Here is a 13207-nt window from a genome sequence, read left to right as displayed (position 1 = left end):
AGTCAAACTGCTGACTGACGCGATATCCCCCTCTCCTAAATGCGACCGCACTGGCTTAACGCGGGCTGCGCGCTGACTGATTAGTGAAATTCCGGTTCAGGAAAATGGCCGCAGTCGTTCTGACTGGCGGTGGTGCCAGGCTGACAGGTCTGCTGCCGCGTTTCCGCGGAAGGTACCGGTTTTTCCGGCGCCATGGGACCTGACCGACAGGCGCTAAGCAGAGTGATAAACAGGGCAAAGGCAACAAAACGCATATCCGCTCCTTGTGATGATAAAAAGTAAGCAAACAAACGTCGTTGGTCATCAGCGTGACCAGAGGCGTAGTGATAAGTGTAGCTGGCGGCAGGAAAAGGTCGAAAAATCAGCATGAAGCCGCAGGGCGGCTTACGGGATCAGAACAGGGCGAACATCAGGGCGACGGGAAAGCTCATCGGCCAGGTAGAGCCGACCAGAAAGGCGCTTAACGCCCGAATCGACAGCTTATCCTTTGCGATAAAAAAGGTGATAAGCGTGGCGATCGAAGCCATAACCGCATAGAACACCAGCATATGTTGATAGAGGCTCATCATTACTCCGCATCGTTATAGTGGTTTTGCTGCGCACTATGCGGAAAATAGTGATCCAGATCAAGTAAAAAGCCTTATCGGAAATTAAAGAAATTGATTTGGCTTCGGAGAAGCAGTGGATGCCAGCGATTTCAGGCTGAAATTGAGCTGAGAAAACGCGCCGAATCCTTCTGGCGCGGGGGCTGCACGCGCAGAAGCGCGTGGCGAAGTCAGTTTAGTCAGAGAAAGCGCTGTTCAATATCGCGCCAGCTGTCGACGCGGGCGTAGCCGGTTTCCTGCTGGTTTTGCGCCGTGCTGAACAGGACGCCTTCCCCTGTGAACTGGGCGAGGTTTTGCGGACGGGTATCGATCAAATAGTCCGCGTTGAGAATGCCTTTGCTGCTGCAGCAAATGATATTCATCGGGCTGATAAACGGAAAACTGGCTTTCAGCCATTCGAGTTTTGCCGCAAGCGAGCGTGGGAACTCCACCGCCGCGGTGGTGATAAAAATTTCATACTCCTGTGAAAGACGTTCAATCACGCGCTGCGCGTCAGGCAATGGAGGCAGGCCGACGTAAAAACTCTCTTCGCCGATCAGCTCTTCAATCTCCTGAAACAGCGCCGGGCGCGACTGCTGTGGTTTTGCTGCATCCAGTGGACCTGTCTGCGCCTCAGGTGAGGCAGCGTCAGGGCTTAATTTGTGGTTCAAGTCGATAATGACTTCATCCATCTCAATGGCGATACGTTTCATGGTTTCCCCTGGTTAATCTTGATGCCAGACGGGCTAGGATATCAGCCGCGCGGCTCCGCTTGTAGTCTAAGATAAACGCCAGACAAACAGGCCAGTAAAACAGCAATTGAAGCGGGTAAATTCGACAATGTCTGTGAGGTGCGCCAGAAGAGGAAAAAAGAGGGGAGAATGCCGCCCAAAAGGCGGCATGCGGCTTAACCTTGCCGATAGAGCGCCTTGATATCCTCCAGCGTCGCTTCGCGCGGGTTGCCGCCGGTGCAGACATCCTCCAGCGCCGCCTGGGCCAGCGCCGGAATATCATCGGGGTTCAGACCGACGTCACGCAGCGAGGGCGGAATGCCGACGTCGCGGCAGAGCTGTTTTACCGCCTCGACTGCCGCCTGGCGCGCCTCTGCCAGTGACAGGGTGTCGGTTTTTACTCCCATCGCGCGCGCGATAGCGCGATATTTCTCACCGGTGTAGTCTGCATTCCACGCCATGACTCTGGGCAGCAGGATCGCATTGGCAACGCCGTGCGGCACGTTATAAAAGGCCCCTAACGGATGCGCCATGCCGTGTACCAGGCCCAGCCCGACATTGGAAAATCCCATGCCCGCGACGTACTGACCCAGCGCCATCTGTTCCAGCGCCTGCATATCGCCCTCTACCGCATCGCGCAGTGACTGGCTGATAATCTCAATAGCGTTAAGATGCAGCATATCGGTCAGTTTCCATGCGCCACGCGTTACATAACCCTCAATGGCGTGCGTCAGCGCGTCGATACCGGTCGCGGCTTTCAGCGACGGCGGCATGCTGGCCATCATCTCTGCATCAACGATCGCCACCCTGGGAATATCATGCGGATCGATGCAGACGAATTTACGGCGTTTCTCTTCATCGGTAATAACGTAGCTAATGGTGACTTCCGCCGCGGTGCCGGCGGTGGTGGGTATCGCGATCAACGTGACGCAGGGATTAGGCGTTGGGGCAAAGCCCTCAAGGCTGCGCACGTCCGCGAACTCGGGGTTGTTGATAATAATGCCGATCGCTTTGCTGGTATCCTGCGGTGAGCCGCCGCCGATGGCAATAAGATAGTCCGCCTCCGCCCGCTTAAAGATCTCGACGCCGCGCTGCACCACGGCGATGGTGGGATTCGGCACCACCTCGTCATAGAGCGCCCAGTGGAGCTGATGCGCATCCATCAGATCGGTTACGCGCTTCACCGCGCCAGCGGCGACCAGCGCTTTATCGCTCACGATCAGCGCCTTCGCCAGGCCGCGTCGCCTGACCTCATCAGGCAAGTTGCGGATCGCGCCTGCACCAAAAAAAGCAGTCTCATTCAAAATCATACGCTGGGTCATTTTCTCATCCTTGTTTAACAACATTCCCTCTACCTTCCTGCTTAACCGCCCAGGGGATCTGTTGAAATCGTCACATTCCTGACGGAGCACAATTGATAAAAATCAATAGATTAGATGTTGTCTGCCGTCGACGCCTTTTTTCCAGAGGCGGGTAAAGCCATTCCTGCCAGGCAACTTTCTCATCCTCTGTTAGCCTCAATGGGAGTATTAAGGTTTTAACCAACGGAGGAAATGATGGCGAAACCGCAAAATCACGGCTGGAAACTGGCCTCGCGCCCGCACGGTAAACCGGTACAGGAGAACTTCGAGTTCGGCGAAATCCCCCTGCCTGCGCTCGAAGAGGGCGATCTGCTGCTGCGTACCATCTACCTGTCGCTCGATCCCTATATGCGCGGCCGGATGAGCGACGCGAAATCCTATGCTGAACCGGTGAAGCTGGGCGACGTCATGGTGGGTGGCACCGTCAGCCGCGTCGTCGAGTCGCGCCATGCCGATTTCCAGGCCGGCGACTGGGTGCTGTCAGGCGGCGGCTGGCAGGCCTATTCGGTCGCGCCCGCATCCGAGGTGAGGAAGCTGGGCAACGATCTGGCTAACCCCTCCTGGGCGCTGGGCGTGCTGGGCATGCCGGGCTTTACCGCCTATATGGGTCTGCTGGATATCGGCGAGCCGCAGCCTGGCGAAACCCTGGTGGTGGCGGCGGCGACCGGGCCGGTGGGCGCGACGGTGGGGCAGATCGGCAAGAAGAAAGGCTGCCGCGTGGTCGGTATCGCGGGCGGCGAAGAGAAATGCCGCCATGCCGTTGAGGTGCTGGGGTTCGACCTCTGTCTGGATCACCATCAGGATGACCTGGCGGCGCAGCTGGAACAGGCCTGCCCGGACGGCATTGATATTTATTATGAAAACGTCGGCGGTAAGGTGTTCGATGCGGTGCTGCCGCTGCTGAATACCAAAGCGCGTATTCCGGTATGCGGACTGGTTTCCGGCTACAGCGCAACCGATCTGCCGGACGGCCCGGATCGCCTGTCGCTGCTGATGGGCGATATTCTGAAGAAGCGCCTGCGCGTGCAGGGCTTTATCATTTTCGATGATTATGGCCATCGCTACGGCGAATTCCTTGAGGCGATGGAGCCCTGGGTTGAGAAGGGTGAAATCCGCTATCGCGAGCATATCATTGACGGATTACAGAATGCGCCGGCGGCGTTTTTTGACATGCTGGAGGGGAAAAACTTCGGCAAAACCGTGGTGCGCGTGGCGCAGGACGAAGAGTAAGAATTCTGGTCCCGCCCGCAGGCGGGACCCTTTTTTTATGCCGGGATCAGCTTTTCCTGCTTCAGACGATCGAACAGCGCGAAGAGATCGTCGCGCGTGCTGTGATAGCCGGTAAAGCCCGCCTTGCGACTTTTGCTCATATCGGTAAAGACCTCCATCGGGCGGCCCAGATCGGCGTCGGTATGCCACCAGGAGACCAGGCGGTTAATATCCGCCTCGCGCAGCTGATAGTGCTGCGCCACCGCTTTCCACTGCGCTTCCGCATCATCCATGCGCGTCTCCAGCGGCTGCGTTTCATCCGGCATCGGCTGCGCCTCTATGCCAAAGTAGCTGGCAATCTCGCCCCACATCCACTTCCAGCGGAATACGTCGCCGTTGACGGTGTTGAAGTCTTCATTCTGCGCGCCAGGGGCGCTGGTGGCCCACTCCAGCTGCTCCGCCACCAGCGATGCGCTGCTCATGTCAGTCACGCCGTGCCACTGCGCGGCCGAGCCGGGGAAGATAAACGGCAGATTGTGGAACTTGCACAGGGAGGCGTAGACCGCCAGCGTCTGTCCCATATTCATCGCGTTGCCCAGCGCAAAACCGATAATGGTGTGCGGGCGATGGACGCTCCAGCGATAGCCATATTTTTCCGCGCCGGCAAAGAGTTCATCTTCCTGCGCGTAGTAGAAGTTATCGACCGGCTGACGACCCTGCTCTTCACGGAACGGCGTCATCGGCACCGCGCCTTTGCCGTAGGCGTCAAACGGACCGAGATAGTGTTTCAGGCCGGTTACCAGCGCAACATGGCTGCCGTTAAGACGCTCACCCAGCGCCTCTATCACGTTGCGCACCATTCCGCCGTTGACGCGAATATTCTCTTTTTCCGTTTCCTGGCGCGCCCAGACGCTGAAGAAAAGCGCGTCAGGCTGGAGATCTTTCAGCGCCTCTTTGACCGACTCCGGCGAGGTCAAATCGGCGGTAAGGGCATGGCAGCCCTCCGGCACCGGCGTGCGTCCGCGCGACAGTCCATAGACTTCCCAGCCGTCCGCCAGCAGACGCTCCGCCGTCGCAGTGCCGATTACGCCGCTGATCCCGGCGATAAGTGCTCTCTTTGACATGCTTTCTCCCTTGGGTCTTACAACAAGACAAAAGGGGAGTGTAGACCGGGATCGGCAGTTAAGCCTGGCATGGCGCCGCTATTCTTCCCTTATCCATACCAGCCATACCCTTTTGGCTCGCGTGAAAAACCGGCGCGGCGCAGGGCGTCGATCAGCGGCGACTGGCCTGCGGGCTTGCCGTCAATGACCTCCAGCGTAAAGCCAGAGGCTCTCTCCCGACGTAGCGCAACCGCCATGGCGGCAACCGCCGCCGCGTGCCAGCCTGGCTCGCCATAGCTCAGCAGCTCTTTACCGCCCTGTGCCAGATAAAGCGCCAGCTGCCCGTGACAGATCACCACCAGCGCACCGCTGCGCCGAACCGGACGGGTGGCGGCGCTATGCGCTGGCCAGCGCAGCGTAACGCCAAAGGGAGAGGCGGGATCGACGGCGGAGATTGCCACCGCCAGCGGCTCGCGTGCGCTGCGCTCGGCGATAATGCGCAGCCGTTCAATCGTGGCGTTCTCTGCAAACTGCGCGCCGCCCAGCCCGGCGACAAAGCGGCCGCGCAGCACCCGTCCGGCATCCTCCAGTCCGCGCATCACCGGCTGCAGCGCCGGAAAACCGCCCGGCACCTGCTCCGCCATTGCCGCGCCGCGCGTTACTACTCCCCAGCGGTCGAGCATATTCTCGGCAATCGCCAGCGCGAGCTGAGCCGGCGGCGCGGCGGCACGCGAAAGGCGCGACCAGCGTCCAGGCAGGGCAGGCGTAGCGGGGCGGCCTGGCGGCAGGCTAATGCGGCCGCGCCGCGTGCGCAGCGAACGGGTCGGTTTTGCCCGCGCGCTGTTCGCCATGCCGGTGAGCTGGCGCAGCGCCGCCCAGGTATCGGAGGTGACATAGCCGGCCCACGCCAGCTCCCACAGCGCGCTCTGGATCTGCGCCTCATCGACCGGCTGCCCGACGGCGACCGCGGCGGCAATCTGGTGCGCGAACCATGCGCCGCCCTCATCCAGCCGCGCCAGAATAGCCTCATGCAGCGGTGTCAGGCGCAGCGCGTCGTTACTCTGTGGCAGCGGCAGCAGAGTTTCCGCCGCGAACTCGCGCAGGTGCAGCGAGACCAGGCCGTCGTTATGGCCGAGCGAACGTTCGCCCACCCAGATCACCTCGCCGGCTGAAAGCAGCTCGTCCAGCATCGCGGGCTGATAGTCGCGCACGCGCGGCGGCAGGATCTGCGACTGCCAGACTGAAGCGGGCAGCGCCAGTCCGGCCAGCTGCTCCACCACGCGCGCGACGCCGTTCACCCCTTCGTAACGCCCCTGCGCAACAGGCGACTGCGGCGTTTCGCCGGTTAACCCCTGCCGTTCCAGCAGCAGCGATACCCATGCTTCCGGCGGCACGGGACGCGTCGCCTCGCGCGCCGCCTGCAGAGAGCGAATGCGCAGGCGTTTAAAAACCTCTTCGGCCACCCACTGATCGCCCCAGCCGGCGGTCTCCTGCTCAACGTGCAGGCCAAAATCGCCCTTAAGCAGTTTGCCCTGCGCCCGCATGCGCTCCAGCGTGTCGCTGACCACCGCCGGGCCGAGCCCGAAATGACGGGCCAGCTCACCGGTAGTAAAGGGGGTATGGGTACGGGCGTAGCGGCCGATCAGATCGCGCAGCGGATCGGCCACCGGCTGTAAAAAAACGGCGGGAATATCTGGCGGCAGCGTGACCCCCAGCGCGTCACGCAGACGCGCGGCATCTTCAATCGCCGCCCAGCGCGGTTCCCCGGCAATGGTCACGCCGATAGCGCGGTGCGCCTCCGCCAGCTCAGCGATCGCCCGCCCGGACCCGTCGCCCTCTACGCGCGCGGCCAGCGCCGCTGCGCTCAGCGGCCCCAGCTCGCGCAGCAGATCGGCGACGCCCTCTTTGTCGCTGGCTTTATAGCGCGCGGCGAGGCGCTGCAGCTCTTGCGCTACCTGCGCCGTCACCCCGGCGTCCAGCAGCTCGCGCATATCGACCTGGCCGAGCAGTTCGCTCAGCAGACCGCTGTCGAGCGCCAGCAGCGAGGCGCGCCGTTCCGCCAGCGGCGCATCGGTGGCGTAGATAAATTCCGCTACGTAACCGAACAGCAGCGGGGCGGCGAAAGGCGACGGCGCCTCGGTGGTCACCTCGGCAAACTGCACGCTGCCGTTCTGAATGCGCATCATCAGCTGATGCAGCGCAGGCAGATCGTACACATCCTGCAGGCACTCGCGCGCCGTCTCAATCAATACGGGGAAGTCGGCATAGTCGCGCGCCACCGCCAGCAGCTCTCCGGCGCGCAGCCGCTGCTGCCACAGCGGCGATCGCTTGCCGGGATTGCGGCGCGGCAGCAGCAGGGCGCGCGCCGCGCATTCGCGAAAGCGCGCGGCAAACAGCGCTGAATGCCCGATGGCTTCGGCGACCACGCGCTGCAGGGCATCGGCATCGAACTGAAACAGCTCGGCACCCGGCACGCGTCCCTCCATATCGGGAAAGCGCGCGACGATGCCGTCATCGCTCGCCACGATAGCGGGATCCAGCCCCATCCTGCGGCGTATGCGCTCCGCGACCGCCAGCGCCCAGGGCGCATGTACGCGCTGGCCCCACGGCGAATGGAGGATCACGCGCCAGTCGCCGGTTTCATCGCGGCAGCGCTCAATCAGCAGGGTGGTGTCGGTTGGCAGCAGCCCGGTCGCCTCGCGCTGCTCCGCAACAAGCGCCTGAAGATTGTGCTGCGCGCTGGCGTCGAGCCCCGCTATTTGACAAACCTCGCCGGCTGTTTGCTCTGCCTCCAGCGTGCGCAGAAAGCGGCCGATGCTTTCGCCCAGCAGCGCCGATCGCCCCAGCCCGTCGCCGCGCCAGAAGGGAAGGCGCGCTGAGCGGCCAGGGGCGGGCACCACCACGACCTGATCGTGGGTGATCTGCTGGATGCGCCAGGAGGTGGCGCCGAGCGTGATAATGTCGTTTACCCGCGATTCATAGACCATCTCTTCATCCAGCTCGCCCACCCGGCGCGATCCCGCCTGCTCTTCGCCCTCCGGCAGCATCACGCTGAAGGCGCCGCGATCGGGAATGGTGCCGCCGCTGGTCACGGCGAGATGCTGCGCGCCAGGGCGGGGAGAGAGCAGATTTGCTTCCCGATCCCATATCAGGCGCGGGCGAAACTGAGCAAACTCGTCAGAGGGGTATTTGCCTGCCAGCATATCCAGCGTGGCGTCAAACAGGCTGCGCGGCAGGTGGCGAAAGGGATCGGCGCGGCGCACCAGGGTGAACCACGCATCCACCGAAAGGGTATCCATCGCCACGGCGGCCACCGTCTGCTGCGCCAGCACGTCGAGCGGATTCTGCGGCGGCGTAACCGGCTCCAGCTCGCCGCTTAGCATGCACTGCACAATCACGGCGGCATCGAGCAGATCGCGCCGGGTGCGCGGAAAGACGATGCCGCTGGAGACGCCGCCAACCTGATGGCTGGCGCGGCCGACGCGCTGCAGGGCGCTGGCGACCGAGGGCGGCGCGCCGACCTGGATCACCAGATCGACCGTTCCCATATCGATGCCCAGCTCCAGGCTGGAGGTGGCGACGACGCAGCGCAGTTCGCCCGCCTTAAGGGCGTCTTCGATTTCACGTCGCTGCTCTTTTGAGACCGAGCCGTGATGCGAACGGGCGATGGAGGCCGTTGCGCCGTCGCTGCGTTTCTCCGTGCCGCCGTTAAAAGAGTCCCAGGCGTGAGCGGGCTGCGCCAGCGCGTCTTCAGTGCCAACGCGGGCGGCGTAGCGTTCGTTAAGCCGCGCCGTCAGCTTCTCCGCCAGCCCGCGAGAATTGGCAAAGACGATGGTGGCCCGGCGCGCCAGTACCAGCTCAAGAATGCGCTGTTCGATATGGGGCCAGAGCGAGCCTGCCGCGCTGCCGGCGTCGGGCGCACCGCTGGCGTCCGTGCCGCCAGGGATATCGGTCATATCCTCCACCGGCACGGCGATGCGCATCTCCAGCGCGCGCGAGGTGGGCGGGTTAACGATAAGGGTCTCCTGCGTGCCGCCGAGAAACTGCGCGACGCGCTCGACTGGCCTTACCGTAGCCGAGAGGCCGATGCGCTGCGCCGGCTGCGGCAGCAGCGCATCCAGCCGCTCCAGGCTCAGCGCCAGCTGGGCGCCGCGTTTGCTGCCCGCCACCGCGTGTACCTCATCCAGAATCAGCGTCGTCACGCCGCGCAGCGCCTCGCGGGCGCGCGACGTCAGCATCAGAAACAGCGACTCCGGCGTGGTGATCAGGATATCGGGCGGCGTGCGCTGAAGCCTTGCTCGTTCGTTGCCGGGGGTATCGCCTGAACGCATGCCGACCGTTAGCGTAATCGCCTTTTCGCCGCGCGCCTGACGCTGCTGGTAAACCCCCTCCAGCGGCAGCTGCAGATTGCGCTGCACGTCCGCCGCCAGCGCTTTTACCGGCGAGATATAGAGAATGCGCGTGCGCGTGGCTTTATCCGGTATCTCCTGCGCCTCGCGCTCGCGGAACAGCGCATCGATAGCGTGCAGAAACGCCGCGAGGGTTTTGCCCGATCCGGTCGGGGCGATGACCAGCGCAGGGTTGCCGCTGGCGATGGCATCCCAGGCCGCCGACTGCACCGGCGTGGGCGCGGCGAAGGTGAGCTGGAACCAGCGTTGCGTGGCAGGAGAGAAGCGTGAGAGCGCAGCAGCCTTAGCGGACATAAAAGAGTGAAATCACCGTATTAGCAGGGAATGCCTAAGCGTAGACCCTGACGCTAAGCGCTGCGTGGTGAAAAAGGGCAGACTTACAGCGATTAACCCCCTGGCCGCAGAGATGGATCACTTTCCCGTGCTGATTCCCGCTGCGCCTTCCATACTTAGGTTCCAGCCACCTGAACGGAGACAGAGGTTATGAGATTAGCAAGCGCCTTTCTGCTGGCGGCACTGCCTGCGGCGAGTTTCGCTGCCGCGCCGCTCTTTACGCTGCAATCGCAGGATTTTACGGATAACGCCTTTTTATCGAAGTCATTCGCCGGCAATAACAAAAACAGCCCCGCCTGTACCGGCGACAACGTCTCGCCCGCGCTGAGCTGGTCTGACGCGCCGCAGGGCACCAGGAGCTTCGCGCTGCTGGTTACCGATCCTGTCGGCGGCAAAGGCCTCGGCGTAACCCATATGGTGGCCTACAACATTCCCGCCACTACCACCGCTTTTGCCCAGGGCGATCTCACCCAGGGCAAAGGCTACACCGGCGGCAAAAATTCCCCAGGTACCACCGCCTGGTATGGGCCGTGCCCGCCGGTCGGCAGCGGTATACATCACTATAACTTTGTGGTGATCGCTACCGATTTACCGCCTGAACAGCTAAAGCCAGGCCTGACCCATGAAGAGCTGGTGAAGGAGCTGAAGGGCCACGCGCTGGGCGCCGCCTCGCTGGTGGGACGGTTTAGCAACGATCCGCAGGGTTAACAGAGAAGGGCGCGCAGGCAGGTTTGCTCTGCGCGCCGGGCGGGCTTACCCGCCGGAGACGTGCTTCGCCGCCGCCGCGTTGGCCAGGCGAACAGCGCTGGCGAGACTCTGCTGTGCCGCCAGCGCGTGACAGAGCACGCCGGTAAAGCAGTCGCCCGCGCCGTGGGTGCTGACCAGCCGGATTTTTTCTGCGGGTTGGCTCAGGGCCGCCGCGCCCTGCTGGCAGAAGGCAACGCCGTGCTCGCCAGCGGTTATCACCACCTGACGAAAGCGCTGGGCGAGCGTCTCGGCGGCGACCCTGGCCGAGGCGAGATCCTCGACCGTGACGCCGCACATATCGCGCGCCTCTACGGCGTTAACCACCAGCAGATCGATACAGGCAATCAGCGCCGGCTCCAGCTCCCGCGCGGGTGCCGCATTGATGCAGACGGGAATGCCGCGCGCCTGCGCCGCCGTCGCCGCCAGAAGAGTGGTTTCGGCGGCGATTTCATTCTGCAGGATTAGCATCGCGGCGTCGCGCCACAGCGGTTCGCCGCGCAGCGCGTCTGGCGCGATATGCTGGTTAGCCCCCGATACCACCACCGCGCCGTAGTCGCCTTCCGCGTCGCTGATCGCCACGCTCATGCCCGACGCGATGCCGTCCACCACCTGCACGCCGTCAATGTTGACGCCGCCCGCCTGCAGGGCGGAGAGCAGAAACCGGCCCGGCTCGTCCGCTCCCACCGCGCCGATAAAATATACCTCTGCGCCAGCACGCGCGGCCGCCAGCGCCTGATTGCCGCCTTTACCGCCAAATTTATAGCGGCAGGCGGTGCCCATCACCGTCTCGCCTTTTTCCGGGCGATGGGGCGCGTCCAGCATAATGTCGTAATGCAGGCTACCGACGACGACAATTTTACTCATGGTTAGAATTCCCGAAGATCCTGAACCGCATGCTGAGTTTTCATTAAATTCCGCTCCGCGCGCTTGAGGTCTTTTTTGGCGATCGCCACAAATAAGGCATCAAGAATATTTAGCTGCGCAATACGCGAAGCGGCGTTTTCCCCGAGCAGATGCGATCCCTGAGAGGTTGAATTAAGCACCACATGCGCGTTGCGCGCCACGGGCGACTCGGCGTAGTTGGTGATAGCAATGACCTTAGCGCCGTTGCGCGCCGCCAGTTTTACCGGGTCGTTTACGGCGCGCGTGGAGCCGGTATGGCTGATAGCGATAACAACGTCGTCGTCAGACAATACTGCTGCGGACATCAGCATAATATGGGCGTCGTCGTAGGCGGTGGACTTGATGCCGATCTTCAGCATCTTGTGCGAGAGATCGCGCGCCACCGTCGCCGATCCGCCGACCGCATAGAGATCGATATGACGCGCCTTAAAAATAATATCCGCCGCGCGATTAAACTCAGAGATATCGAGAATCGACATCGTCTCTTCTATCGCCTGAATAGAGGTTCTGAATACCTTCGCCAGTAATTGTTCGGACGAGTCGTCTGGTTCAATTTCCGCGTGCAGACCGGCCACTTCAGATTCGTTGTAATAAATTAAACCGCTTCTGAAATCCCGGAATCCGGAGAAGTTAAGCTTTTTAGCGATCTTGACTACCATCGCCTCGGAAACATTATTTTCCTGCGCGATCTCTTTTAATGAGGTGCGCTCGCTAATGTCCGTGCGTGCAAGGATCGCTTCTACCACGCGCCGCTCAAGCGGCGTCAGCTGTGGAATGCGCATCCGGATTTGAGCGCCAATGGCTCGCGGATCTAGCTTCATTAATTGCCTCGGGTCGCTCTGTCGATCAACATCGCTATGATAATAATCAGGCCGGTGGCAAGCAATTGATAAAAAGCCTGAATATTAAGCAGCGTCAGACCGTTACGCAGCGCGCCGAGAATAATGACGCCGATCAGGGTGCCGAAGATGCTCCCTTTACCGCCCATCAGCGAGGCGCCGCCGATCGCCGCCGCCGCGATAGCGTCCAGCTCCCAGAGGTTGCCGATGGTCGGCTCGGCCGCGCCCAGACGGCCAATCAGGATCAGCGCGGCCAGCGACGCCAGCGCGCCGGAGACCACGTAAACAGTGACCTTGGTGCGCTTGACCGGCACGCCCGCGACGCGCGCCGCCTCTTCATTGCCGCCGATAGCGAGGATATATTCCCCCAGCGGCGTTTTATTCATTACCACCCACAGCAGCAGCGAGATAACCGCGACGATAAGAATCGGCCCCGGAATGCCGAACAGCGTGCTGTTAATCAGGCTGCGAAACGACAGCGGAATGCCAAATACCGGGTTGCCGCCGGTGTAGATCAGCGCAATGGCGCGGAACAGCGACAGGCCGCCGAGCGTAACGATAAAGGGCTGAAGACCCGCATAGGCGATCAGCGAACCGCTGAAAACGCCGCACAGCGCGCCGATGCCCAGCGTCGCGAAGATCGCCAGCGGTACCGGCACGCCCGAGATCATCAGGGTGGCGCCCAGCACCGCCGAGAGCGCCGCCGTCGGCCCAACGGAGAGGTCGATGCCGCCGGAAATAATCACCAGCGTCATGCCCAGCGCAATTAAGGCGTTAATCGACGACTGCTGCAAAATATTCAGCAGGTTCGGCACGGAAAAAAAGACCGGCGAAAGAAATGAGAAGGTAATAATAATTATCAGCAGTCCGATTAAGGTGCCTGCGTCGCGCAGATTAAACTTTAACAGCGACGAAACCGGCGTCGTCGCGCGATGGGGAAGTTGCGTCATCATAGTCAGGGCCTTTTTTAAACTCAGCAGGGAGAAAC

The 13207-nt window shown here is 61.9% G+C and carries 11 protein-coding genes; 2 read left to right on the top strand and 9 right to left on the bottom strand.

All coding sequences use genetic code 11. The features are described from left to right. Nucleotides 1-80: 80 nt before the first annotated feature. The 4 genes from MHZ97_RS20080 to fucO form a co-directional block, all read right to left on the bottom strand. Nucleotides 81-254 carry a hypothetical protein gene (locus MHZ97_RS20080; protein ID WP_193390062.1) on the bottom strand — a complete coding sequence of 58 codons (174 nt, stop codon included), beginning with the start codon at nucleotides 252-254 and terminating at the stop codon, nucleotides 81-83. Between the two features lie 138 nt (nucleotides 255-392). Beyond that, a complete protein-coding gene (locus tag MHZ97_RS20075) occupies nucleotides 393-566 on the bottom strand; it encodes a GhoT/OrtT family toxin (protein WP_239315537.1) in 174 nt (57 codons plus the stop codon). A 218-nt stretch (nucleotides 567-784) separates the two neighbouring features. After that, nucleotides 785-1297 carry a 5'-3'-deoxyribonucleotidase gene (locus MHZ97_RS20070; protein WP_239315538.1) on the bottom strand — a complete coding sequence of 171 codons (513 nt, stop codon included), beginning with the start codon at nucleotides 1295-1297 and terminating at the stop codon, nucleotides 785-787. Nucleotides 1298-1491: 194 nt separating this feature from the next. Beyond that, complete coding sequence (gene fucO, locus MHZ97_RS20065) at nucleotides 1492-2637, bottom strand: lactaldehyde reductase (RefSeq protein ID WP_239315539.1); 1146 nt, start codon at nucleotides 2635-2637, stop codon at nucleotides 1492-1494. Between the two features lie 234 nt (nucleotides 2638-2871). Between fucO and MHZ97_RS20060 the strand changes: the two genes are divergently transcribed. After that, the gene (locus tag MHZ97_RS20060; RefSeq protein ID WP_239315540.1) at nucleotides 2872-3906 is read left to right on the top strand and encodes an NADP-dependent oxidoreductase; all 1035 of its coding nucleotides are present in this window, start codon (nucleotides 2872-2874) and stop codon (nucleotides 3904-3906) included. A 35-nt stretch (nucleotides 3907-3941) separates the two neighbouring features. Here the strand turns inward: MHZ97_RS20060 and MHZ97_RS20055 are convergent, their stop codons facing one another. After that, nucleotides 3942-5009 (bottom strand): SDR family oxidoreductase, encoded by a 1068-nt coding sequence (locus MHZ97_RS20055; RefSeq protein WP_239315541.1) that lies wholly within the window; start codon nucleotides 5007-5009, stop codon nucleotides 3942-3944. An 89-nt stretch (nucleotides 5010-5098) separates the two neighbouring features. After that, nucleotides 5099-9691 (bottom strand): ATP-dependent helicase, encoded by a 4593-nt coding sequence (locus tag MHZ97_RS20050; protein WP_239315542.1) that lies wholly within the window; start codon nucleotides 9689-9691, stop codon nucleotides 5099-5101. A 189-nt stretch (nucleotides 9692-9880) separates the two neighbouring features. Here MHZ97_RS20050 and MHZ97_RS20045 point away from each other — a divergent pair, with 189 nt between their 5' ends. Next, entirely contained in the window at nucleotides 9881-10438 is a 558-nt protein-coding gene (locus MHZ97_RS20045; protein ID WP_103797038.1) for a YbhB/YbcL family Raf kinase inhibitor-like protein, read from the top strand. Between the two features lie 45 nt (nucleotides 10439-10483). Here MHZ97_RS20045 and MHZ97_RS20040 read toward each other — a convergent pair whose 3' ends face one another. The 3 genes from MHZ97_RS20040 to MHZ97_RS20030 are packed head-to-tail and all read right to left on the bottom strand — an operon-like array spanning nucleotide 10484 to nucleotide 13172. Further along, nucleotides 10484-11341 carry a PfkB family carbohydrate kinase gene (locus MHZ97_RS20040; protein ID WP_239315543.1) on the bottom strand — a complete coding sequence of 286 codons (858 nt, stop codon included), beginning with the start codon at nucleotides 11339-11341 and terminating at the stop codon, nucleotides 10484-10486. A 2-nt stretch (nucleotides 11342-11343) separates the two neighbouring features. Beyond that, nucleotides 11344-12201 carry a MurR/RpiR family transcriptional regulator gene (locus tag MHZ97_RS20035; protein WP_103797040.1) on the bottom strand — a complete coding sequence of 286 codons (858 nt, stop codon included), beginning with the start codon at nucleotides 12199-12201 and terminating at the stop codon, nucleotides 11344-11346. Further along, a complete protein-coding gene (locus MHZ97_RS20030) occupies nucleotides 12201-13172 on the bottom strand; it encodes an ABC transporter permease (protein ID WP_239315544.1) in 972 nt (323 codons plus the stop codon). Before MHZ97_RS20030 ends, MHZ97_RS20035 begins: the two co-directional genes overlap by 1 nt. Nucleotides 13173-13207 lie beyond the last annotated feature (35 nt).

Origin of the sequence: Pantoea sp. ACRSC (assembly GCF_022346785.1) — a bacterium.
Classification (GTDB): domain Bacteria; phylum Pseudomonadota; class Gammaproteobacteria; order Enterobacterales; family Enterobacteriaceae; genus Pantoea; species Pantoea alvi.
This window is presented reverse-complemented; position numbering and strand designations above follow the sequence as displayed.

Excerpts from the sequence above, each read along its gene's own strand:
- MHZ97_RS20075 (WP_239315537.1), bottom strand. The coding sequence starts at position 566 with ATGAGCCTCTATCAACATATGCTGGTGTTCTATGCGGTTATGGCTTCG.
- MHZ97_RS20030 (WP_239315544.1), bottom strand. The coding sequence starts at position 13,172 with ATGATGACGCAACTTCCCCATCGCGCGACGACGCCGGTTTCGTCGCTG.
- MHZ97_RS20050 (WP_239315542.1), bottom strand. The coding sequence starts at position 9,691 with ATGTCCGCTAAGGCTGCTGCGCTCTCACGCTTCTCTCCTGCCACGCAA.
- MHZ97_RS20060 (WP_239315540.1), top strand. The coding sequence starts at position 2,872 with ATGGCGAAACCGCAAAATCACGGCTGGAAACTGGCCTCGCGCCCGCAC.
- MHZ97_RS20055 (WP_239315541.1), bottom strand. The coding sequence starts at position 5,009 with ATGTCAAAGAGAGCACTTATCGCCGGGATCAGCGGCGTAATCGGCACT.
- MHZ97_RS20080 (WP_193390062.1), bottom strand. The coding sequence starts at position 254 with ATGCGTTTTGTTGCCTTTGCCCTGTTTATCACTCTGCTTAGCGCCTGT.
- MHZ97_RS20070 (WP_239315538.1), bottom strand. The coding sequence starts at position 1,297 with ATGAAACGTATCGCCATTGAGATGGATGAAGTCATTATCGACTTGAAC.
- MHZ97_RS20035 (WP_103797040.1), bottom strand. The coding sequence starts at position 12,201 with ATGAAGCTAGATCCGCGAGCCATTGGCGCTCAAATCCGGATGCGCATT.
- MHZ97_RS20045 (WP_103797038.1), top strand. The coding sequence starts at position 9,881 with ATGAGATTAGCAAGCGCCTTTCTGCTGGCGGCACTGCCTGCGGCGAGT.
- MHZ97_RS20040 (WP_239315543.1), bottom strand. The coding sequence starts at position 11,341 with ATGAGTAAAATTGTCGTCGTCGGTAGCCTGCATTACGACATTATGCTG.
- fucO (WP_239315539.1), bottom strand. The coding sequence starts at position 2,637 with ATGACCCAGCGTATGATTTTGAATGAGACTGCTTTTTTTGGTGCAGGC.